This window comes from Pararhodonellum marinum (assembly GCF_015354735.1).
Taxonomy (GTDB): Bacteria; Bacteroidota; Bacteroidia; order Cytophagales; family Cyclobacteriaceae; genus Pararhodonellum; species Pararhodonellum marinum.
In genome coordinates this window covers 88,488-109,533 of record NZ_JACEFJ010000002.1, presented here as the reverse complement: position 1 = coordinate 109,533, position 21,046 = coordinate 88,488, and the positions used below count along the sequence as shown (strand labels likewise).

Below are 21,046 nucleotides of genomic sequence, written 5' to 3'. Positions count from 1 at the left end.
CATCAAAAATGACCCTTCAGGAAGTCAGAAAACTGGCCAGTCAAGGTGAGGGGCAGCGGGTAGAGTTTAAAAAAAAGGCTGCCCATCCCGATAAAATCATTCGGGAGGTGATTGCTTTTGCCAATTCTGACGGGGGACATTTGATCATCGGCGTGGATGATGACGGCAGGGTCAGCGGTCAGCGGTTCATAGAGGAAGAAGTGTACGTCATGGATCAGGCCATCAAAACATTGGTCAAACCTACTCTAGAGGTGGATAAAAGCATCTTTGCGCTGAGTCCAAAAAAAGGAGTGGCTGTCTATACCATACATCGGAGTCCAAGGAAACCCCATTTTATTTGGGAAGAAAAGCGCAAGAAAGCCTTTGTCCGCGTAGGGGATCGTTCCATTCAAGCCAGTAGGGAAGTATGGGAAATCCTGAGAAGGTCCAAAAATCCAAAAGACATCATTTTTCAATATGGTGAAAAAGAAACCATCTTGATGAAGGCATTGGAAGCCAACTCAAGCATCACCTTAAAAGAATTTGCCAAATTGGCCGGACTATCAAAATTTATTGCTTCAAAAACACTGATTAGGTTGGTTTTGGCCAATGTTTTGGAAATTCTTCCAAAGGAAGGAGAGGATGTTTTTCGGGTCAAAGCTTAAAACCTGCGATTTGTTCAGCAATCAAGTCCTGCTCGTATCCCTTTGACATTAGAAAACGCTGTACTTTCATTTTTCTAATAAAAAGATCCTGATCCTTGAGTTGATTCCACTTGTTCTCCACCAAAGATTTCAGGGTAGCGGTATATGCTTCGGGATCAATTTCCCTAAACCCGATTTTGATGCAATTTTCAGATATTTTTCTTTGCTTAAGTTCCATGGCGATTTTGATTCTTCCCCATTTCTTCAAGCCAAATTTACCTCGTACAAAGGCTTTGGCATACCTTTCTTCATTCAAAAACCCCTCAGTAATCATCACTGCCAACAGATCTTCAACTTCATCGGAGTACAGCCCGTAATCATACAATTTGCTTCTGACTTCCTGCTGACAGCGTTCCTGATAAGCACAAAAAGCAGCGATTTTCAGCTTGGCCGTTTTGGGGTCTAACTTATTTTTAGGCTTGCTTTCCGAATATTCTTTTCTTGGGAAGGACATTTTGTGTAATTTTAACATTCTTGGATCCAAGGGTCCCAAGATCAAATGTATTAAACCTAATTTTAAAAACCATGCGTAAGAAAATTGTAGCCGGCAACTGGAAGATGAACCTTAACCAAGAAGAGGGTCACAAACTGACATCTGAGATAGTTCACATGTTTGAGGATGAGAACCTAAAAGATGTGATCCTAGTCCTTAACCCTCCTTTTGTTCACCTTCAGGGAGTCAAAAAGCTGATCGGTGAAACCAAAGGAATATTTTTAGGGGCACAAAACTGTTCCGATAAGGCTTCCGGCGCTTTTACCGGAGAAATTTCTGCATCAATGCTGGCGTCTTTTGGTTCTACTTATGTAATTATAGGCCATAGTGAGCGCCGGGAATATTTCAAAGAAACCAATGCTTTGCTTACAGCAAAAACCAAACAGGCCCTGGAAAATGGCCTGATTCCTATATTCTGTTGTGGAGAACCTTTGGAAATCAGAGAGGCCGGAACCCAAGATGCCTATGTCACAGCGCAATTGTCCGAAAGCCTTTTTGGGTTGAGCCCGGAAGAATTTGGAAAAATTGTTATCGCCTACGAGCCAATTTGGGCCATTGGAACCGGAAAAACGGCTAGTTCAGATCAGGCGCAGGACATGCATGCAGCGATAAGAAAGCATCTTGGCAGCCACTTCGGGGAAGAGTTGGCTCAACAGACCCCCATTCTATATGGAGGAAGCTGCAATCCAGGAAATGCCCCTGATATCTTCTCCAAAAATGATGTGGATGGAGGTTTGATAGGTGGGGCATCTTTGAAGTCAAGAGACTTTGTGGATATAGCCAAGTCATTTTAAGGGATATTTAGATTTTTGGTTTTGAGAGGAATGCGGGTTATTCATGCTCATCTCAATCAAGATTAAATAATGGACTATCTAGAATTTAAGATTGCTTGTAAAGAGGAATTTAAAGAAATCCTGATTGCCGAACTGGCGGAAATCGGTTTTGATTCTTTTTTGGAGACCGAGGAAGGCATTGAAGCTTATGTGGAGGAAAATGACTTCGAAAGAAAACCTTTTGATGCCTTAGTGATAAAATACAAAGAGGTAGCTGAAATCCAAGTCACAGAGGGCAAAATGGCCAAGGTCAATTGGAATGAGGAGTGGGAGAAACATTATGATCCCATTTTGGTGGAAAACAAAGTTTATGTAAGGGCCTCCTTTCATCCCCCTATGCCCCATATTCCTTATGAAATCCTGATCAATCCAAAGATGTCTTTTGGCACAGGACACCATGCCACTACCTTCTTGATGCTTACCCACCAATTAACCATAGACCATAAGGGAAAGAAAGTATGTGATGTGGGTTCAGGTACCGGGATTTTGGCCATCATGGCCAAAAAATTGGGAGCCAAACACATTGAAGCCTTCGATATAGATGCTTGGAGTGTGGAAAACGGCAATGAAAATTTCGATCTCAACGGCATGGGACCTGTTAGGATGGGTTTGGGAACGATCACTGAGGTAAAACCTTCCTTGAAATTTGACATTCTTTTGGCCAACATCAACAAAAACGTGCTGCTGGAGGAATTACCCATTTACGCGGATAATTTGAAAACCGGGGGGTTCATGCTGCTAAGCGGGTTTTATGAATATGATGTAGTGGACCTTGTCACACTTTCCTCCTCATTGGGTCTGGATCTTGAGCGTCAAAATGTGAAAAATGAGTGGGCAGCCTTGGTTTTGACCAAAAAAAGCTGATTTTATAGTCATCCAGTTGTGCCAATTAAATGCATCCGCCGGGACTACTGTCTTGACGAATGCGTATAATTAGCAGGACAGTGGCAAAACAAAATAGGCCATGCTCAGCACTACTCTTCTTCTATTTTGTCCAACCCGTGCTTCATTTCGAATTGATTTCTTTTGATGTCAAATCTTTCAATTTCAGCATTTAACAGGTCAAGGGATTCATTGTATCTACTGTATAAGTCTCCCATATTTTTTTCCATCTCAGAAAAGCTGAATTCCATGGCATCCAATTGAAGATGAGAAACTTTTTCTACCATCGCTACTTGACTGTGCTTGAGATCTTCTAATAATCTCAAGGCCCTATCCATTTTGTTTAATTTCTCTCTGTTATTCATGGTTATGTATTTTATTATATAAATATACCAAAAATCATTCCTAAATCACATTTAAAATAGTTTTTGTTTTAATTTCAATAATAATGAATTTGGTTATCCCATTCGATTCATGGTTAGAATTGAATTAATAGATAGGCATATTCCACTTTGATTTTTTTACCCTTACCTTTGCAGCTTCAATCTTAATGCTCATGATTTCAGTAGACAATATCTCCGTCATCCATGGCGGTCAGGCCCTTTTCAGCAATGTATCTTTTTCCATCAATGAAAATGATAAAATAGCCCTAATGGGTAAAAACGGGGCAGGCAAATCCACCATGCTTAAAATCATTGCCGGTGCGACCAAAGCCACAACCGGAGGTGTTTCCGCCCCAAAGGATGCGGTGATTGCCTATCTCCCCCAGCACTTTTTGACTGGGGATGATTGTTCGGTTTTTGAGGAAACTTCCAAGGCATTTGCATCCTACCTGAAAATGAAGACTGAGATCGATAGACTCAATGAGGAACTTACCGTCAGAACAGATTATGATTCTGAGGAATACTACAAGATCATCGAAAAGGTATCTGAACTAAGTGAGCAATTTTATGCCATTGAAGAGGTCAATTATGAGGCAGAGGTGGAGAAAGTCCTGCTGGGTTTGGGTTTTTTGAGAGGAGATTTTCAGCGGCCTACTTCGGAATTTTCCGGGGGCTGGCGGATGCGGATTGAACTGGCCAAGATCCTGCTTCAAAAACCTGACCTGATTCTTTTGGATGAGCCTACCAATCACCTGGATATCGAATCCATCCAATGGCTGGAGGAGTTTTTATTGGAAAAAGCCAAGGCGGTTGTCGTCATTTCCCACGATAGGGCTTTTGTGGACAACATCACCAACCGGACCATTGAGGTGACGATGGGGAGAATCTATGATTACAAGGCCAAATACAGCCATTACCTCGAACTCCGGAAAGAGCGACGCGAACAGCAACAGAAGCATTATGATGAGCAGCAGCGTACCATTGCGGATATTCAGGGATTCATCGACCGCTTTAAAGGCACTTATTCCAAAACCCTGCAGGTACAATCCAGGGTGAAGATGCTTGAAAAAATGGAAATCATTGAAGTGGACGAAGTGGATACCTCCGCTTTGAAACTGCGTTTCCCTCCCTCTCCGAGGTCCGGCAAATATCCGGTGATCGTAGAAGAGCTTACCAAATCCTACGGTGACCATGTGGTGTTCAAAGACGCCAGCATGATCATAGAGAGTGGTCAGAAGCTTGCTTTTGTAGGGAAAAACGGAGAAGGAAAATCCACCATGATCAAAGCCATCATGGGTGAAATTGATTTTGAGGGAAAATGTGAACTGGGACACAACGCCATGGTCGGCTACTTTGCCCAAAACCAGGCTTCCTTATTGGATGAAAGTCTGACTATTTTTGAGACCATAGATCAGATCGCCGTAGGTGAAATCAGAACCAAAATCAAGGACCTCCTAGGGGCTTTTATGTTCAAAGGAGATGACATCAACAAAAAAGTAAGGGTGCTTTCAGGCGGAGAAAAAACCCGTTTGGCCATGGTCAAGCTTTTGTTGGAGCCGGTCAATCTTTTGATTCTCGATGAGCCCACCAACCACTTGGACATGCGCACCAAAGACATCATCAAGGATGCGCTGAAGGCATTTGATGGAACCCTGATTGTAGTTTCCCACGACAGGGACTTTTTGGATGGTTTGGTGACCAAGGTATTTGAATTCGGCAACAAGCGGGTGAAAGAACACTTTGAGGATATCAACGGATTTTTGAGGAATAAGAAATTGGAGAATTTAAGGGAGGTGGAGAGGAGTTCGAAATGATATATACTTCGTGAAATAAATGGAAATATGCCTGCGTCGATATATGGATATTTACTTTGTGATATTTGGATATTGGATGGGGGTATCGGAGGGGAATGGGGTTGCAAAAGGTTTGTTTTGGGTAGGTTAGTGAAATAAAATGAAATATGCCTTCGGCGAAATAAGGTTGAAATAGGAAATATGCTTTCGGCAAAATAGGGTATGTGATAATTGGATATTGGATGGGGGTATCGGATGGGAATGGGGTTGCAAAGGGTTTGTTTTGGGTAGGTTAGTGAAATAAAATGAAATATGCCTTCAGCGAAATAGATTTGAAATAGGCCTCTGCCTAAAGGTAGACGGGTTCGGCGAATTATCATTGCATTGATTGACTTTGCTAACTCATAGGGTCATTAAATCAGCTAAAGTTTGGTGTGCTTTGGTTAAATCCATGTTAGAAACAGTACCTATTTTTTTGATCAGGCGAAATTTGGAAATGGACCTGATGTGGAAAACTAACATTTCAGAGGTCTGACTCAATCCGTTTTTTTCGTTTGGTTGTAACACGGGATTACCTTGGTAATTTTTTATTTTGGAGGTAAGCGGGGCACAGATGACAACAGGAAGGTGCTTGTTCAGCAGATTCCCACTTAGGATAACCACTGGCCTAAACCCAGCCTGTTCGTTGCCTTTTACAGGATTCAGATCAGCTTTCCAGATTTCACCTTGATTCATTTTCCAACTGCGTCAAATAGTCCCCCATCCCTTCTTCTGCTATGGTCAGAATTTCATCATCGGTCTTGGTTCTTTTATAGGATTTGATGTAGGCAGCACGCTTAAGATGTTCAAGATACAGTTCCAAAGCTTTTTCAATTAACTTATTTTTGGGCATTTTCAATACTTTTGCTTGCTCAGAGAGCCGTGCAATCAATTGGTCCGGAAGTGAAGTAGTGATGGTTGCCATAATAAATATGTATGATTTATAAATATAATTTATATTTAAGAATTTTAATACAAATTGCTTTTAATATTTTGGGAGTATTTCAGATTTCACCTTTTTTGGTTCTAGTTCTCAGTGGAGATCCATAAGCCCGGAAATTGTAAGAGAGAGTTCGCAAATTGAAATGCCACTCAAGGGCTTGTTAACCTTGCTACCATTATCCCCGACTGAGATTTATTTCCCATCAGGTAATCCGATAGAGGCTTTTCAGAAATTTCCACTTTCATGGAACCGGTACTGGCATGCATCAAATGAATCCGGCCATTTTTTTTCACAGCAAAGCCCACATGGACAATGTCCAGGTTTTGCATTGGGGTGGTAATGGCGATCAGGTCTCCGGATTGAATTTTTTGTTCATGTTTGGCAATCTCTTCTTTGGGAATATAATGGTAGGCCCTTTTGCTGATGGCCGCTTCTGATTGCTTTAATTTTTTGACATATTCAGGATTTGCCAGCTGGGCGTAAAATCTGGGATTGGCAGTCATAAAGCTTGGGTCATTGGCATACACCTTTCCTCCAATTTCTTTGGTGATATCCTCTAAGATTCCCTTTTCTTGGTTTTGATAGATCCAATCCGAAAAATAATGCAACCGGGATGGGTAATCCATGCTGCTTCCCTCCTCATACCTTAAAAGGGACAATTCCTGTTCATAATCCGTAAAGGAAAATTGGCCCAATTTGGCCAACCGTGACAAGGTAACCACCGTTTCCAAATAAGTCGTACAATCCAGACCTGTCAGATTGATGACCAGTTTTTCTTCCCCTGGAAGCTCCAGTGTTTTCTCCACATAAGGTGTATTCAGAAACCATTGTCCTATTTCCACTGTGACCTGATTGATGGGCTTTTGGGAAGGATCCATTTCGGAAAGCTTCAGCAAATATTCATCCAGCCTGTCTCGGCTTTCTGGTGTACAAACGGTTTGACCATGGCCGGTATGGGCAACAAAAATCAGGAATATCAGAAACAGGCGCATGCGGATAAGTACGTTGTGGTCAGGTTGAAGTTGCAGCAATAATCTGGGATTTCAAAGCGAATGATTTTTAAGAATCAATGGGCAAACCAAATGAACTAACATTTGACCATCCCTTGACGCAAAGTAAAAAACCACCAAAATTTAATTTCAGTGGTTTTTTACTTTACAAATATTTAATTAAAAAGTGAGTAAATCCGTAATTCATCAATACTCAGGTACGATAATCCAATTTTCGGCTGGTACCTCTGACCTACTACCTCCAACTTTTTACCATTTAATTCACGATCCTACTTACCCATTTGTCACATCTTCCGGCCTCGGTCTTTCCGTCAATTTTTATCTGAACAATAAAACCTCTGTAAAGAAAGAAACATCAAAGATACCCTTACTCCACCGTAACAGATTTGGCCAGATTCCGGGGTTGATCCACATTACAGCCTCTCATCACAGCGATGTGATAGGAAAGCTGCTGCAGGGGCACGACAGCGAGTAAGGGGACAAAAGCCTCGTGGGTTTCAGGAATTTCAATGACGTGGTCAGCCATGTTTTTCACCTGTGTGTCTCCTTCCGTGACCACGGCAATGACCTTACCTTTTCTAGCCTTTACTTCCTGAATGTTGCTGACGATTTTTTCATAAGAACTGTCTTTGGTGGCGATAAAGACCACCGGCATCTCTTCGTCGATCAAAGCGATAGGACCATGCTTCATTTCCGCAGCGGGATAACCTTCTGCATGGATGTAGGATATTTCTTTCAGTTTTAAAGCGCCTTCCAGGGCTACAGGGAAATTATAACCCCTTCCCAAATAAAGGAAGTTACGTGCATCTTTGTATTGAGCAGCAATCTTTTCGACTTTGTCATTCATCAAAAGTGCCTTTTCCACTTTGGCTGGAATGGCCTCCAATTCATGCAACAATTGGATATACCTGCTTTCTGTCAAGGTCCCTCTCTGGTATCCCAACATCAGGGCCATCATGGTCAACACAGAGATCTGGGCTGTAAATGCTTTGGTGGAGGCTACGCCTATTTCTGGGCCGGCATGGGTATAAGAACCGGCATGGGTTGCTCTCGGTATGGAGGAGCCCACCACATTACAAACCCCAAAAATGGTAGCACCTTTGGATTTGGCCAATTCAATGGCGGCTAAAGTATCAGCAGTCTCTCCGGACTGTGAAATCGCAATGACAAAGTCTTTCTCACTCACAACCGGATTCCTGTATCGGAATTCTGAAGCATACTCCACTTCCACGGGAATTCTTGCAAATTCTTCAAAGAGGTATTCCGCCACCAAGCCAGCATGCCAGGAAGTCCCGCAGGCCATGATGATGATCCGGTCTGCATTTTGGAACTTGTTCATGTAATCCCTCAGACCCCCTAATACGAGTCGGCCGTTTTTGGCATCCAGCCTACCCCGCATACAGTCGGCGATTGACCGGGGCTGTTCATTGATTTCTTTGAGCATAAAATGCTCATAACCACCCTTTTCTATGGCCTCCAGCTCCATTTCCAACTGATTGATGTAGGGATTGGTCTCTACATTTTCAATGGTTTTGATCTGAAGTTTGTTGTCTCGGATCACCGCAATTTCATAATCATCCAAATAAACCACTTGATTGGTGTATTCAATGATGGGGGTGGCATCCGAGGCCAGAAAATACTCATCTTCCCCTACACCGATGACCAAAGGTGACCCTTTCCGGGCAGCGATGAGGGTATCAGGTTCTTCTTTGTGCATGATGACAATGGCATAAGCCCCTACCACCTTGTGCAAAGCAAGTCTAACCGCTTCCTCGATGCTGCAGTCATTGTTTTTATAAACGTCTTCGATAAAGTTGATAAAAACCTCAGAGTCAGTTTCACTGTGAAAAACATAACCTTTGTTGATTAGGTCTGTTTTCAGTACCTCATAGTTTTCAATGATCCCGTTGTGGATCATGGCGAAATTTTCTGAGGAAGAATAATGGGGGTGGGCATTGGCATCATTGGGTTCTCCGTGGGTGGCCCAACGGGTATGGCCTATGCCAATTGTTGATTTGATGTCTTGATTTTGAGCCAAAAAATCTTCCAACTGGGAAACTTTCCCTTTTTTCTTGTAAATGCTCAAACCATTTTCATTCAGAAGGGCAACCCCTGCACTGTCGTAACCTCGGTACTCGAGGCGTTTTAATCCTTTGATAATGATGGGTAAAGCTTCTTGCTTACCCACATAGGCTACGATTCCACACATGATTTAAAAATGTTTTAGTTAAAAATAAGACTACCTGATTCTGGAATAATAAATTTTCAGTTTAATGTTGTCTGTATCCACCCTGTATTCCCTGAGCGATCGCTTAAAATCATCACTCGATACAGGTGGTATATTTGGGTACAACAATAGATCGGTTCTTTGTCTCCCTTGCCTATACAATTGGTTGGTATAGGTGGTGATAAATTGGCTAAAAAGCCGGCTTTCAGTAGTTAAAGTTAATTGATTTGGTTGAGGTTGTCCCTGCTGATTGAAAAATTCTATATAATTTAATTCACCGGGTGCTTGCGGTAAAATCCCGTTGTTGCCATTCTCCAAAAACATGGTCATGGTCCTGATTGGGGCGTTGGTTTCAGCAAAAGGGGATACAGGGCCCAGTTCCATCAACACCTGATTAAAAGTAATATTCTGAATGGTATCCAGGAAAGTATGAAAAGGAGTCATGTCCAACTTCAACAACAGACCCACATTGGCTTTGCTGCCTACTTCACCCTCAATAGGATAGGCTACGCCACTTTCAGTGATGATACTCGTCGGTGTACCGGATCGATCATTAACCACCCCATTGAAATTTCTTGACTGTCCTGTGCTGATGGTATAGGTACTGGCAACTGTATCACCGTCTACGTGGTAATAAAACAACATGCTGGTGCCTCCCCCTAATCCAATAGAAGTGCTTGTATTTTCATCTGGATTTCCTTTAATGGCAATTCCCTTAAAAAATTCCCGAAAGGTGAAGAGATTATTGAAAACCGGGTCATTGATTCTCAGTCGGTTGAAAAAATCTACACTTAGGGCTTCGTCTAGTGGCATGAAAACCAAAGTATCCTGTCTCTCTGAAAAATCAAAGGAACCGGAAGCAATTGGAGTGTCTTCAAACGGCAAAGCATCAGAATTGTAATAGGAAATATCTCTGATCGGCTCCAGTAAAGGATGGACTGAGATAGATTTATCTATAGAAAGATCATCTCCAAAAACATTGTCTACGTCAAGGCTGAATTTTGCCGAATCGAGAATCGCGTTTAAGGGCGGTTTTGCCGCATTGACATTGATGGCCATTCTGGAATACCCTATAGACTCCGTACTTCCAAAGAAAGGACTATTATCTCCTCCTACCACCATTACATTGGCGTTGGTTGTGTTAAAAGAATCCAATAGTACCATGGAAGCAGTAAGGGGAATTTCATGATAAAAAACCCCTATCTGATTGTTGTCCGGATCCAGTTCGATCCCTACTTGAGAGGGATCGGAACAGGAACTGGTAAAACCTAATACAATGATGAGAAATGCGGCGATTTTAGCCGGCAAGTTCTGTGTAAATGTTGTAGTAACTTTCAAAAAGTCCTTCTTCTTCTTCGCTGATGATCTCACACCTTTTATTTTTAGAGCAATCTTCTATTAATTGGTTTAGATTCTCTGAAATTTCATCACCTTTCACCACCACGTCAGCGTATTCCATTCCTATTTTTAGGAAGCCTACATAGTCTTTGGATTTTAAGGGGGCCAAAATACTGTCGTCTATATCGACCATTTTGACCTTTTCAAACAAATCGTCCCCAAATTTATGATTAAATCCGTTGTTATATATAGCGAATACGGATTTTGTGTTTTTAAATAAAGGTTCGTTCTTGTAAGTGGTCTTTAAATACATCGGAATCAGACTGGTCATCCAGTCATTGCAATGTACCACATCAGGAGCCCATCCTAATTTTTTGACGGTTTCTATGACACCTTTACAGAAGAAAATGGCTCTTTCGTCATTGTCTTCATAGAATTTTTCCTGCTTGTCATGGAAAACGTGTTTTCTTTGGAAATAGTCTTCGTTGTCTATAAAATAGACCTGCAACTTGGCATTGGGGATTGAAGCCACTTTGATGATTAATGGTTTTTCTTCCTCTCCAACCGAGATGTTAATTCCTGAAAGCCTTACTACCTCATGCAACCTGTTCTTTCTTTCGTTGATTAAACCAAATCGTGGAACAAGAATACGGATTTCCATTCCTTTTTCCTGCATAGCTTGAGGCAACGCCCTTACGAAGTTGGCAACCTCTGAGGTCTGAAGGAATGGATTGATTTCACTTGCTACGTAGAGAATACGAAGTTTGGACATATCTTGTTTGTTTTGTTAAAGGGATATAACGGGACTACAAAGATATAAAAAAAACCGCAAAAAGCCATTGTAATTCTACGGAATAATATACTTTTGCCTCTATTTTGTTATACCTAAACCAAAGATGATTCAAATTTTACGGACTAAGGCCGAAGTAAATGAGGCACTGGCTGACTTTCGTTCCAGTTCCCAAGCCATTGGATTGGTACCCACCATGGGGGCTTTACATGAAGGTCATCTGGCTTTGGTCCGAAAGGCAATGTCAAATGGAGATGTGGTGGTTGTATCCATCTTTGTAAATCCCATTCAATTCAACAATGAGGAGGATTTGATCAAATACCCCAATACTTTGGACAAGGACTTGGACTTATTGGAAAAGGAGGGAGTCCGATTTGTTTTTAAGCCTGAAAACCACACACTTTATCCCAATAAACCTACATTGGAAATTAATTTTGGGCAAGTTGATCAAGTACTCGAAGGGGCCAAAAGACCAGGGCATTTCAATGGAGTGGGGATTGTGGTGGCTAAACTGTTAAATATTGTTAAACCAAATAGGACTTATTTTGGACAAAAGGATTTACAGCAGGTAGCAGTAGTCAGGTCTTTGATAAACGATCTTTCTTTTTCCACTTCAATGGAAGTGGTGAATACCGTAAGAGAAAAAGACGGCTTGGCCATGTCCTCCCGAAATCTCCGTCTTGGGGTCGAAGAAAGGATGGTTGCACCTTTGCTTTACCAATGTTTAAATTTTGCCAAGGGTGAACTTTTAGCAGGTAAGGAATGGTTTGCAGTCAAAGAAGTGGTCATGGCCCGCTTTGAAAAGGAACCGCTGGCCCGCCTCGAATATTTCGAGTTAGTCCATACCGATACCATCGCCTTGGTCAATGATTTGCCTTCCTCAGGAAAACGCTCAATTTGTATCGCCGCCTATGTGGGAGAAATCAGGTTGATAGATAACTTAATAATAATTGATTAAATTTGCGGCAAATTTCAGAACATGCAGATCCAAATCCTAAAATCTAAAATACACCGGGTTAAAATTACCCAAGCGGAACTTCATTACGTAGGAAGCATCACCATCGATCCCAACCTAATGGAGGCAGCCAATATCATAGAAAACGAAAAAGTTCAGATAGTCAATGTCAACAATGGGGAGCGATTGGAAACCTATGTGATCAAAGGCGAAAGGGGCAGTGGCAGTGTTTGTCTCAATGGCCCCGCTGCGCGAAAGGCCCAAGTTGGGGATGTGGTCATCATCATTTCTTATGCTTCTATGGAGTTTGAAGAGGCCAAAAACTATAAACCTGTACTTGTCTTCCCGGATCAAAATAACCAACTTCTTTAAGATTTGAGACTTTCCATCAAACAATGGATTCAAGTGGCCCTTTCTCTTTTAGTAGCCGTCTGGATCTTTTGGTTCCTTTATAAAGACATTAAAATGCAGAGCTTGCTGGAGGCAATTCAGCAAGCTAATTTTTTTTGGATCCTATTTTCGGTGGTCGTATCCATCTATGGCTACTGGTTGAGGGCATGGCGCTGGAAGCTTTTGCTGGAAGCAGAGGATTCCCATAGGGTCACGACCCAAAGGACTTTTTTGGCCACCATGCTGGGTTATTTGGCCAACTTATTGGTCCCTAGAGCCGGAGAGATCGCCCGTTGCGGGGTTTTGAAAAAAACTGATGATATTCCGATGGGCAACTCTATTGGCACTGTCATTCTTGAAAGATCCATAGACCTGCTTTTTATGGTTGGGGTCATTTTTCTTGGTTTTTTGCTTGAAAGGGAGGTTTTTTTAAATCTGATCTCAACTTTGATTTCCCCTGCTGCTTTATGGCAGTTGGTACTGCAGTGGATTCCTTTGGCCATTGGAACAGTCATTATGGTCGGAATCCTAGTTTATTGGCTTTTTCACAAGTACCGTGACCACGGCTTTATTAAAAAAATAAGACACTTCATTCGTGATTTTGTGACCGGATTGAAAAGTGTAAGGCAACTTAAAAATCAATCGGGGTTTTGGATTAGCTCAGTGGTGATTTGGATCATCTATTTTCTCATGATGTATGCGGTAGCCTTGGCAATTCCCAGTACTGCCAATTTGTCGCCATCTTCTGTCCTGATGGTGATGGTAATGGGCAGTATTGGCATGGTAGCCCCAGTTCAGGGGGGTATAGGAACCTTCCATGCGCTTGTGGCCTTTATTTTGATAGGCTACGGAATAGCAGAGGATCAAAGCAAAATCTTTGCAGCGATTGTCCACGGATCACAGGTATTGACAGTACTGATCATGGGCGGGGTTAGTTTGGTGATCTTTTCAAAAATTTCATCAACAAAACAACTGAATAATACTTAAATTCGTAGAAGAAAGCATTTAAACAAAATACTTATGATTATATTAATAGTTATCGTATTCGCCATATTGGGTTATGTGGTCAGCAGTAGGCTGAAATCCAAATTCAATAAGTATTCCCAGATTTCCCTAAGGGCAAATCTTTCAGGAAAGGAGATTGCTGAACTGATGCTTGCGGACAATAACATTCCCGATGTGAAGGTATTGAGTGTGCAAGGTAAGCTGACCGATCATTACAATCCCATGGACAGAACGGTAAACCTAAGCCCAGACGTATACAATGGTCGGAATGCGGCAGCAGCAGCAGTTGCTGCTCACGAATGCGGTCACGCTGTGCAGCACGCACAATCCTATACTTGGCTTAAAATGAGATCCGCAATGGTTCCTATTCAAAATGCCAGTGGAAAAATATTGAATGTGGTATTGATTGCCTCCTTGTTTGGCGGCTTTGCCATGGGATTACCAATTGAATGGATCGGTGCTGTGATTGTAGGTGCCTACGGAATCATGACACTATTTACTTTGGTAACCCTTCCAGTTGAATTCGATGCCAGCAAGCGAGCCTTGGCATGGGTCCAAGAAAGGAACATAGTAACGCCTCAGGAATATGAAATGTCTAAAGACGCCTTGAAATGGGCTGCTATGACGTATGTGGTTGCTGCACTAGCAGCATTAGCCACACTGGCGTATTATATTTATATCTTTTTCGGAAACCGAAATTGAGTTTATCAGTTTACTTTAAAGGGGCAATCAATTGCCCCTTTTGTTTTTTTGGAGTAACTTCCGATCCGAATTAAACCCAAATTAAAATGAATTTCGAGTACACAGAAGAACAGTTGGCTGTCAGAGATGCAGCAAGGGAATTTACACAGACCGAATTATTGCCCGGGGTAATAGAAAGAGATACTGAGGCACGATTTCCCCATGAACAAATAAAAAAAATGGGAGAGCTGGGCTTTATGGGCATGATGGTAGATCCCAAATACAATGGTGGGGGCATGGATTCGGTTTCCTATGTGTTGGCCATGGAGGAAATTTCCAAGGTAGATGCCTCTGCCTCCGTATGCATGTCGGTCAACAACAGCTTGGTCTGCTGGGGACTTGAAAAGTTTGGAACAGAGGCTCAGAAAGAAAAATACCTGACAAAATTGGCAACGGGGGAATGGATCGGTGCATTTTGTTTGTCCGAACCTGAAGCTGGTTCTGATGCCACCTCCCAAAGGACCTCAGCCGAATTAAATGGAGACCATTATGTTCTGAATGGAACCAAAAACTGGATAACCAATGGCAGTACAGCGCAGGTTTACTTAGTGATAGCCCAAACGGACCTTTCCAAAGGATATAAAGGGATTTCAGCCTTTATTGTAGAAAAAGGGCAGGAGGGATTTGTCATTGGAAAAAAAGAAGACAAATTAGGAATCAGAGGCTCAGATACCCATTCTTTGATGTTTACCGATGTAAAAGTTCCGGTTGAAAATAGGATTGGAGAAGAGGGGTTTGGTTTTAATTTTGCCATGGCTACCCTCAATGGAGGTAGAATCGGCATCGCCGCACAAGCACTCGGGATTGCTTCCGGAGCTTATGAATTGGCTCTTGCTTATTCTAAGGAAAGAAAGGCATTTGGTAAAACCATCAGTAAGCACCAGGCCATTCAGTTTAAATTGGCTGACATGGCCACTGAGATCGAGGCAGCGAGAAACTTGGTACTGAAAGCAGCTTGGCTCAAGGATCAGGGAAAAGATTATGCCTATGCGAGTGCGATGGCCAAATTGTATGCCTCAGAGGTAGCTATGAAAGTCACCGTAGAGGCGATTCAGGTTCATGGAGGCTATGGTTATGTGAAAGAATACCATGTGGAACGACTCATGAGAGACGCAAAAATCACGCAGATTTATGAGGGTACAAGTGAGATTCAAAAAATAGTTATATCGAGAGCCCTAATAGGATAAAAATATTTTACTTGGTGATGAGGCTATAAATAATATTAAATATGCCTATTTTTTATTTTTTTTAAATTTTTATTTATTATAATTACTGTAAAATAAAAAAAATCCATAATTTCACCAAAATAACCTAACAGACTTTACTCATGGAATATTACAATAAAGTCATAGAATCTGTAGGGGTGCGCTACCTACGAGGTCACAATTACCGAGTAGAGCGAAATGTAACCATTACCGATTTCAATGATACTGAAAATACCGCAATACTGCTACATCAGGGATCGATTAAATTTGGACAGGAACAGGAATTGGTGAATGAAGGTGAAATTCTATTTATTCCCGCTTCAAGAAAAACAAAGCTTTCCTTAGGCTCTTCGAGTAAGAAGAGTGAAGTCAGCAATGAAGAATTTGCTGAGAACAAGAAAAAATACCTTCAGACCATCAGTTTTAAGGATATCAAGAACGAGGAGAATGATTGCATTACCGTTTTGGTATTTGAGGCCAAGGTATTTGATGTAGTGAATTTTTTCAACTCCCTCGGAATACCACCATTTATTGTTAGGTTCAATGATCGGCTTGCTTCTATCATGGAAGACATCGTCAAAGAATCCGAGCAAAACACCCCTGGGAAAGAACGGGTAATTAAAATCTATTCTGAATTGCTTGTGGTGGAAATTGTAAGGCACATATTGAAAAACAGATTGTTTGTGGAAGAATTATCCACCAATAGCACTTACTTCAAAGATCCACGGCTTATTGATATGTTCAACTACATCAAGAAGAACATCGGAGGGGATCTTTCCAACAAAGTTCTCGCCAAGGTAGCCAATGTATCCGAAGATTATGTGGGACAATATTTCAAAATGCTTACAGGAATCAATCCACAGGATTACATAGAATACCAAAGAATGGAAGCAGCTGTTGAATTGTTGAGAACGACCAAGAAAAGTATTCGTGATATTGGCAAAGAGGTAGGGTACAAAGACACCGCCTACTTCTGCAGAAGATTCAAAATGATGTATGGGCTCCCTGCCGGAAAAATGAGAAGAAGAGAATCCTTAATTAATGTTCAGTGATACATTAAATACTTGAAGATAATCCAAAACCTCGGTCAGCAAGCCGGGGTTTTTTTCTACCCCATTGCCCATCACCACAAGGTCCGCTCCGGCTTCCCAAGCTGCTTTGGCTTTTTCCAAGCTATCTATTCCCCCACCGACTAGGATAGGTGATTGAGTGTGTTTTTTGACTGTTCGAATGATTGCTGAAGGTACTGGGGTTTTAGAACCACTTCCTGCATCAAGAAAGAAATAATTCATTCCCAAATATTTTCCTGCGAGGGCAGTGGCCATGGCTATGTTGGGCTTATTCATGGGAATGGGAAGACTCTGACTCATATAATGTACACTGCTGATTTCACCACCTCCAATAAGAAGGTAAGCCGTGGCTAGGGCTTCAAGCCTACAGTGAGCGATCAAAGGTGCTGCAGTTACTTGTTGGCCAATCAAAAATTCCGGGTTTCGGCCCGAAATTAGAGATAAAAACAAGATCCCATCCGCATAGGGAGAAACCTGAATGACATTGCCCGGAAAAATGACCAAAGGTACCTCCTCCGAATAGTTCCTTAGCATTTGGAGCGTTGAATCCATGTTTGACTTGACCATCAAACTCCCACCAATCAGGATAAGGTCCACTTTAGAACAAAGATCCAGATTATAGGTGGTTTTGAGTTGGGACGGTTTTGGATACTTTTCTGGATCTATCAGCCAAGCAAGCCCTTTCTGCCCACTGCGATGCAGGTGCTGTAGCTTTTCACCTATCCTATTGTTTGCCACGGGGATCTTTTTGCAAGTTACCCAATTCGTCCATGATCTTAACTTTAGCTAAAGCTATGCCTACCATAAACACCCGTTTGAGCAGACGGGCCAAAAATGACTTTTTCTTCTTCTTTTTTGGTGCTGGTCCTGCCACAAAGTTTTGTTGCCCCAGTTCATAGGGTATGGATTCTGACTTTTTCTTCCGTTTTTTCCGACCAAGACTCCTTACCAAGCCTGCGGACAACAAGCCGCCTGCCAAAATAATCCCGCCAAATTTTAACCAATTTTCGGAATCTTTTTTTAACAACTCAAGCTGCTTTTTTAGAGTTTGTTCCAATTCCTCCGCCTGCTTTTTCAAATCGATTTCACTCATTTTGATTTACTTTTTAAATAAAAATAAAAACCTTTTAAAAAAATTTGAGATCGGGTTCTGAAGTTGCTGGGAGTCCCGGATGATGTAGAATATTACGAATAGGATCACATAGATAAGGGCAACCAAAAGAAAACCCATATAACTGGAATTTGTCTTGAGGCTAAGGTAAAATGCAAGGCTAATGCTGGCAAATAACAGAATCATCATCATGGTGACACCCATCAAAACCAGGATTACAATACGGGAAATGATTCCTGTAGCTTCACCTTGAAGGTCCTCTTTTAGTAATTTTATCCTGACTTCGGTCAGTTGTTTGACTGTATCGATGATTTCAGAAACATTGAGCATATATAAAATAATTTATGAGGTAAATAAAAGCGTAATCTTTGCTTCCAAACCACAATATACGCCAAAAACATTGCTTGAAAAACAAAAAACTGCATTATACAGCCTGATTGCCATGGTAGTAATAATATTGAAGGACTGCTTCTAAAGCCTTTTGAATGGCTTTATTGATTGGGTATTCTTCTTTGGTTAGGTAAAAATCAATGTTGTACAGTTGTCCATAATAATCGCTTGCCAACGGTATCTGCATGGATTGATTTATTTCAGTATTCGCCGTTTCAAAAAGGGCTTTTTTCCCTTCCTTTAATTTTTTGCAGGTGATCAATTCTTTTTTCCCCTCTCTATTACGACGTGCCGCACTTCCAAAAAGTCTACAAATCATGCCCCTGTTTCTATAATCAGAACACATACCTGAATCCACCTCTTCAGTTAGTCTTTTGAGAATGATACAATATTGATCAGAACTGGTGTTTTCCAAGACATCAAAAAATTCCTCTGCCCTGCCTTTTTGATATAGATCGAAAGCCAAAGGAAGGAATTCCAGAATGGTAGCCGAAACTTTGGGATTGGTACAACAAAGCCCACACCCGGCAAAACAGGTGAGCTGACTTTGACTTAAATATGCTCTGGTTTCCAGTTCTAAGGCTTCAAAAACCTCCCTGACAGCCAGTGACTTTTCCAATAAATCCATATACAAAATTAAAAGTCTGCGAAGGTAAATGTTGTTTTGCTATTAAACAACAGGTATTTAAAGCCAAAAGCTTTTTATAGGTTTAACAGACATAAATTTTCAATATTGCGGGAAAGCCTTAACTTTCAGGCATTAATTTCGTAATCTAAAAGCCGTTTTTAAACGTTTTTTGATAACTTTTATTAAAATTATGAAGCGATGAGTGAAGACCTAGAACATGTAGCAAAGACCGAAGAGGAGAAAATCAGAAAGGCATTCAAAGAAAGGGATTGGAGTGAAATCAAAAGTGCAGATTCTTGGGTGATTTTTAAGGTGATGTCAGAGTTCGTGGAGGGATTCGAAAAATTAGCAAAAATCGGACCTTGTGTATCCATTTTTGGTTCTGCAAGAACCCCTCAAAACCACCGTTATTACAAAGTTGCTGAAGAAATAGCTGCCAAATTGGTCAGGCATGGCTATGGGGTAATTACAGGTGGTGGTCCCGGAATCATGGAAGCTGGCAATAAAGGTGCCCATTCCGAAAACGGAAAATCAGTTGGCCTTAACATTCAACTGCCTTTTGAACAGTTCAATAATCTATACATAGATCAGGACAAATTGATCTCTTTCGATTATTTCTTTGTCCGCAAAGTGATGTTTATGAAATATTCCCAAGGTTATATCGTACTTCCTGGTGGCTTTGGCACCATGGACGAACTCTTTGAGGCCTTAACTTTAATTCAAACCAAAAAAATCGGGAGATTTCCAATTGTTATGGTTGGGAAAGAATATTGGAGTGGGTTGATCGAATGGATAAAGGCAGTCATGCTGGATAAGCACCATAACATCAATGTAGAAGATCTTAACTTGTTTTCCGTGGTGGATGATGCCACTGAAGCTGTCAAGGTCATAGATGAATTTTACAGTAAATACCTACTTTCTCCGAATTTCTGATCCATGCTTAGATATAAAATACCTTTGTTATATTTTTTGGTTTGTGGCCTGATTGCATGGAATCTCTTTCTTACTTTCCGCGCTGCTACACATCAACAAGTGATTGGAACAGTGGTGGAAGATGAACCCGGTGTTATTCAGGCTGCCAATTGGATGAATAATCCTACAGGTCTTTTTGAAGTCCCCAACAAGATTGATTTTGCAGGTGAAAAGGTGCCTTTAGATATACCCGATGTTTTCGAACGATTTGAACGGGAAATCTATGTGAACGCTTACTGGCAGTCCAATATGATTTTGTTGATGAAAAGGGCTGGGAAATACCTTCCTACCATAGAATCCATATTGGCAAAACATGGAATACCTGATGATTTCAAATATGTCGCCATAGCTGAATCAGGATTGATGAATGTGAGCTCACCTGCAGGAGCCAGGGGATTTTGGCAATTGATGGAAGGAACTGCCAAGGATTACAAACTGGAAATCAGTCCCGATGTGGATGAAAGGTACCACCTTGAAAAATCCACCGAAGCTGCCTGTAAGTTTCTGAAATGGGCACATGCAAAATATGGCAATTGGACCAATGTGGCCGCTGGCTACAACATGGGGGTGGCGGGATTAGCCAGGAGAATGAATGAACAAAACCTCAACACTTACTATGACCTTCTTTTGTATGATGAAACGAGTCGGTATGTTTTTAGGGTGGTGGCCATCAAGGAAATTTTTGAAAACCCCGCGCGATATGGCTTCCATTTGAATGAAAATGATTTCTACAAAGCACCCTTAATGCGGGAATTGGTCGTAGATCAAAGCATCAGTAATCTTTCGGATTGGGCCATCACGCACAACAGCAATTACAAAGAACTGAAACTGTACAATCCTTGGCTGAGATCCTCTAGGCTAACAGTGAAAGGGAATAATCAATATACCATCAAACTTCCTGTATAAAGGTACGTTTTTATTGCCTGTCATTCCCCTAGTGCGTCTAAACACTCCTTCCCCGTGGTGACCAATTCAAATGAAATGAATTTGATGCCCAGTTGCCTTCATCAAATAATTGAAATAATTTTCTCCCATTACTTTTTGTACAAATAAATCTGTGACAATCACTAAATTATTCCATTCAAGCGTCACAAGGGCATTATAAGGAGGGACTTTTTTACATTTACGATGACCAATGGTTTTCCTTCCTTCCAGTCATCCATTC

The 21,046-nt window shown here is 41.4% G+C and carries 24 protein-coding genes; 12 read left to right on the top strand and 12 right to left on the bottom strand.

The window, feature by feature from the left end; genetic code table 11:
* Positions 1–8 precede the first annotated feature (8 nt).
* A complete protein-coding gene (locus H1A14_RS04230) occupies positions 9–644 on the top strand; it encodes an AlbA family DNA-binding domain-containing protein (protein WP_194774982.1) in 636 nt (211 codons plus the stop codon).
* Here the strand turns inward: H1A14_RS04230 and H1A14_RS04225 are convergent.
* Complete coding sequence (locus H1A14_RS04225; RefSeq protein ID WP_194774981.1) at positions 634–1,137, bottom strand: regulatory protein RecX; 504 nt, start codon at positions 1,135–1,137, stop codon at positions 634–636. The genes H1A14_RS04230 and H1A14_RS04225 overlap by 11 nt on opposite strands.
* A gap of 71 nt (positions 1,138–1,208) precedes the next feature.
* Here H1A14_RS04225 and tpiA point away from each other — a divergent pair, with 71 nt between their 5' ends.
* Together tpiA and prmA are read left to right on the top strand one after the other, a co-directional pair.
* On the top strand, positions 1,209–1,970 hold the full coding sequence (gene tpiA / locus H1A14_RS04220) for a triose-phosphate isomerase (protein WP_194774980.1): 762 nt from the start codon (positions 1,209–1,211) through the stop codon (positions 1,968–1,970).
* A 69-nt stretch (positions 1,971–2,039) separates the two neighbouring features.
* Complete coding sequence (prmA, locus tag H1A14_RS04215; RefSeq protein WP_194774979.1) at positions 2,040–2,873, top strand: 50S ribosomal protein L11 methyltransferase; 834 nt, start codon at positions 2,040–2,042, stop codon at positions 2,871–2,873.
* 110 nt (positions 2,874–2,983) lie between these two features.
* Here the strand turns inward: prmA and H1A14_RS04210 are convergent, their stop codons facing one another.
* Positions 2,984–3,256: a hypothetical protein gene (locus H1A14_RS04210; protein ID WP_194774978.1), complete on the bottom strand. Its 273-nt coding sequence runs from the start codon at positions 3,254–3,256 to the stop codon at positions 2,984–2,986.
* A 191-nt stretch (positions 3,257–3,447) separates the two neighbouring features.
* On the opposite strand from H1A14_RS04210, the gene H1A14_RS04205 reads away from it, so the two are divergent.
* Entirely contained in the window at positions 3,448–5,088 is a 1,641-nt protein-coding gene (locus tag H1A14_RS04205) for an ABC-F family ATP-binding cassette domain-containing protein (protein WP_194774977.1), read from the top strand.
* A 381-nt stretch (positions 5,089–5,469) separates the two neighbouring features.
* Here H1A14_RS04205 and H1A14_RS04200 read toward each other — a convergent pair whose 3' ends face one another.
* The 6 genes from H1A14_RS04200 to H1A14_RS04175 all read right to left on the bottom strand — a co-directional run bounded on the left by H1A14_RS04200 (position 5,470) and on the right by H1A14_RS04175 (position 11,396).
* Positions 5,470–5,802, bottom strand: a complete 333-nt coding sequence (locus tag H1A14_RS04200; RefSeq protein WP_194774976.1) for a type II toxin-antitoxin system PemK/MazF family toxin — start codon at positions 5,800–5,802, stop codon at positions 5,470–5,472.
* Entirely contained in the window at positions 5,789–6,031 is a 243-nt protein-coding gene (locus H1A14_RS04195; RefSeq protein ID WP_194774975.1) for a ribbon-helix-helix domain-containing protein, read from the bottom strand. The genes H1A14_RS04200 and H1A14_RS04195 overlap by 14 nt, the downstream gene beginning before the upstream one ends.
* A 167-nt stretch (positions 6,032–6,198) precedes the next feature.
* On the bottom strand, positions 6,199–7,080 hold the full coding sequence (locus tag H1A14_RS04190; RefSeq protein ID WP_228527575.1) for an N-acetylmuramoyl-L-alanine amidase-like domain-containing protein: 882 nt from the start codon (positions 7,078–7,080) through the stop codon (positions 6,199–6,201).
* 346 nt (positions 7,081–7,426) lie between these two features.
* Positions 7,427–9,268: a glutamine--fructose-6-phosphate transaminase (isomerizing) gene (glmS, locus tag H1A14_RS04185; protein ID WP_194774974.1), complete on the bottom strand. Its 1,842-nt coding sequence runs from the start codon at positions 9,266–9,268 to the stop codon at positions 7,427–7,429.
* A gap of 30 nt (positions 9,269–9,298) precedes the next feature.
* The gene (locus H1A14_RS04180) at positions 9,299–10,594 is read right to left on the bottom strand and encodes a DUF4270 family protein (protein ID WP_194774973.1); all 1,296 of its coding nucleotides are present in this window, start codon (positions 10,592–10,594) and stop codon (positions 9,299–9,301) included.
* Entirely contained in the window at positions 10,584–11,396 is an 813-nt protein-coding gene (locus H1A14_RS04175) for a glycogen/starch synthase (RefSeq protein WP_194774972.1), read from the bottom strand. The genes H1A14_RS04180 and H1A14_RS04175 overlap by 11 nt, the downstream gene beginning before the upstream one ends.
* 124 nt (positions 11,397–11,520) lie before the next feature.
* On the opposite strand from H1A14_RS04175, the gene panC reads away from it, so the two are divergent.
* The 6 genes from panC (at position 11,521) to H1A14_RS04145 (ending at position 16,762) form a co-directional block, all read left to right on the top strand.
* Positions 11,521–12,372 (top strand): pantoate--beta-alanine ligase, encoded by an 852-nt coding sequence (panC, locus tag H1A14_RS04170; protein ID WP_194774971.1) that lies wholly within the window; start codon positions 11,521–11,523, stop codon positions 12,370–12,372.
* A 21-nt stretch (positions 12,373–12,393) separates the two neighbouring features.
* Positions 12,394–12,741: an aspartate 1-decarboxylase gene (panD, locus tag H1A14_RS04165; protein ID WP_194774970.1), complete on the top strand. Its 348-nt coding sequence runs from the start codon at positions 12,394–12,396 to the stop codon at positions 12,739–12,741.
* A 3-nt stretch (positions 12,742–12,744) separates the two neighbouring features.
* Entirely contained in the window at positions 12,745–13,746 is a 1,002-nt protein-coding gene (locus tag H1A14_RS04160) for a lysylphosphatidylglycerol synthase transmembrane domain-containing protein (protein ID WP_194774969.1), read from the top strand.
* A 33-nt stretch (positions 13,747–13,779) separates the two neighbouring features.
* On the top strand, positions 13,780–14,466 hold the full coding sequence (locus tag H1A14_RS04155; RefSeq protein WP_194774968.1) for a zinc metallopeptidase: 687 nt from the start codon (positions 13,780–13,782) through the stop codon (positions 14,464–14,466).
* Positions 14,467–14,552: 86 nt separating this feature from the next.
* Positions 14,553–15,692, top strand: coding sequence for an acyl-CoA dehydrogenase (locus H1A14_RS04150; protein ID WP_194774967.1), 1,140 nt, complete (start codon positions 14,553–14,555; stop codon positions 15,690–15,692).
* A 140-nt stretch (positions 15,693–15,832) separates the two neighbouring features.
* Complete coding sequence (locus H1A14_RS04145) at positions 15,833–16,762, top strand: AraC family transcriptional regulator (protein ID WP_194774966.1); 930 nt, start codon at positions 15,833–15,835, stop codon at positions 16,760–16,762.
* On the opposite strand, the gene H1A14_RS04140 is transcribed toward H1A14_RS04145, so the two are convergent.
* From H1A14_RS04140 to H1A14_RS04125, 4 genes are all read right to left on the bottom strand, one after another.
* Positions 16,745–17,518, bottom strand: a complete 774-nt coding sequence (locus H1A14_RS04140; protein ID WP_194774965.1) for a geranylgeranylglyceryl/heptaprenylglyceryl phosphate synthase — start codon at positions 17,516–17,518, stop codon at positions 16,745–16,747. The two genes, H1A14_RS04145 and H1A14_RS04140, sit on opposite strands and share 18 nt — an antisense overlap.
* Positions 17,505–17,873 carry a hypothetical protein gene (locus H1A14_RS04135; RefSeq protein ID WP_194774964.1) on the bottom strand — a complete coding sequence of 123 codons (369 nt, stop codon included), beginning with the start codon at positions 17,871–17,873 and terminating at the stop codon, positions 17,505–17,507. Before H1A14_RS04135 ends, H1A14_RS04140 begins: the two co-directional genes overlap by 14 nt.
* Before the next feature lie 6 nt (positions 17,874–17,879).
* The gene (locus H1A14_RS04130; protein ID WP_194774963.1) at positions 17,880–18,221 is read right to left on the bottom strand and encodes a phage holin family protein; all 342 of its coding nucleotides are present in this window, start codon (positions 18,219–18,221) and stop codon (positions 17,880–17,882) included.
* Between the two features lie 94 nt (positions 18,222–18,315).
* Positions 18,316–18,909, bottom strand: a complete 594-nt coding sequence (locus H1A14_RS04125; RefSeq protein WP_194774962.1) for a YkgJ family cysteine cluster protein — start codon at positions 18,907–18,909, stop codon at positions 18,316–18,318.
* Between the two features lie 198 nt (positions 18,910–19,107).
* Here H1A14_RS04125 and H1A14_RS04120 point away from each other — a divergent pair, with 198 nt between their 5' ends.
* Together H1A14_RS04120 and H1A14_RS04115 are read left to right on the top strand one after the other, a co-directional pair.
* On the top strand, positions 19,108–19,842 hold the full coding sequence (locus tag H1A14_RS04120) for an LOG family protein (RefSeq protein ID WP_194774961.1): 735 nt from the start codon (positions 19,108–19,110) through the stop codon (positions 19,840–19,842).
* Between the two features lie 3 nt (positions 19,843–19,845).
* On the top strand, positions 19,846–20,787 hold the full coding sequence (locus tag H1A14_RS04115) for a lytic transglycosylase domain-containing protein (RefSeq protein ID WP_194774960.1): 942 nt from the start codon (positions 19,846–19,848) through the stop codon (positions 20,785–20,787).
* Positions 20,788–21,046: the final 259 nt, after the last annotated feature.

Excerpts from the sequence above, each read along its gene's own strand:
- H1A14_RS04230 (WP_194774982.1), top strand. The coding sequence starts at position 9 with ATGACCCTTCAGGAAGTCAGAAAACTGGCCAGTCAAGGTGAGGGGCAG.
- H1A14_RS04225 (WP_194774981.1), bottom strand. The coding sequence starts at position 1,137 with ATGTCCTTCCCAAGAAAAGAATATTCGGAAAGCAAGCCTAAAAATAAG.
- tpiA (WP_194774980.1), top strand. The coding sequence starts at position 1,209 with ATGCGTAAGAAAATTGTAGCCGGCAACTGGAAGATGAACCTTAACCAA.
- prmA (WP_194774979.1), top strand. The coding sequence starts at position 2,040 with ATGGACTATCTAGAATTTAAGATTGCTTGTAAAGAGGAATTTAAAGAA.
- H1A14_RS04210 (WP_194774978.1), bottom strand. The coding sequence starts at position 3,256 with ATGAATAACAGAGAGAAATTAAACAAAATGGATAGGGCCTTGAGATTA.
- H1A14_RS04205 (WP_194774977.1), top strand. The coding sequence starts at position 3,448 with ATGATTTCAGTAGACAATATCTCCGTCATCCATGGCGGTCAGGCCCTT.
- H1A14_RS04200 (WP_194774976.1), bottom strand. The coding sequence starts at position 5,802 with ATGAATCAAGGTGAAATCTGGAAAGCTGATCTGAATCCTGTAAAAGGC.
- H1A14_RS04195 (WP_194774975.1), bottom strand. The coding sequence starts at position 6,031 with ATGGCAACCATCACTACTTCACTTCCGGACCAATTGATTGCACGGCTC.
- glmS (WP_194774974.1), bottom strand. The coding sequence starts at position 9,268 with ATGTGTGGAATCGTAGCCTATGTGGGTAAGCAAGAAGCTTTACCCATC.
- H1A14_RS04175 (WP_194774972.1), bottom strand. The coding sequence starts at position 11,396 with ATGTCCAAACTTCGTATTCTCTACGTAGCAAGTGAAATCAATCCATTC.
- panC (WP_194774971.1), top strand. The coding sequence starts at position 11,521 with ATGATTCAAATTTTACGGACTAAGGCCGAAGTAAATGAGGCACTGGCT.
- panD (WP_194774970.1), top strand. The coding sequence starts at position 12,394 with ATGCAGATCCAAATCCTAAAATCTAAAATACACCGGGTTAAAATTACC.
- H1A14_RS04155 (WP_194774968.1), top strand. The coding sequence starts at position 13,780 with ATGATTATATTAATAGTTATCGTATTCGCCATATTGGGTTATGTGGTC.
- H1A14_RS04150 (WP_194774967.1), top strand. The coding sequence starts at position 14,553 with ATGAATTTCGAGTACACAGAAGAACAGTTGGCTGTCAGAGATGCAGCA.
- H1A14_RS04145 (WP_194774966.1), top strand. The coding sequence starts at position 15,833 with ATGGAATATTACAATAAAGTCATAGAATCTGTAGGGGTGCGCTACCTA.
- H1A14_RS04135 (WP_194774964.1), bottom strand. The coding sequence starts at position 17,873 with ATGAGTGAAATCGATTTGAAAAAGCAGGCGGAGGAATTGGAACAAACT.
- H1A14_RS04130 (WP_194774963.1), bottom strand. The coding sequence starts at position 18,221 with ATGCTCAATGTTTCTGAAATCATCGATACAGTCAAACAACTGACCGAA.
- H1A14_RS04125 (WP_194774962.1), bottom strand. The coding sequence starts at position 18,909 with ATGGATTTATTGGAAAAGTCACTGGCTGTCAGGGAGGTTTTTGAAGCC.
- H1A14_RS04120 (WP_194774961.1), top strand. The coding sequence starts at position 19,108 with ATGAGTGAAGACCTAGAACATGTAGCAAAGACCGAAGAGGAGAAAATC.
- H1A14_RS04115 (WP_194774960.1), top strand. The coding sequence starts at position 19,846 with ATGCTTAGATATAAAATACCTTTGTTATATTTTTTGGTTTGTGGCCTG.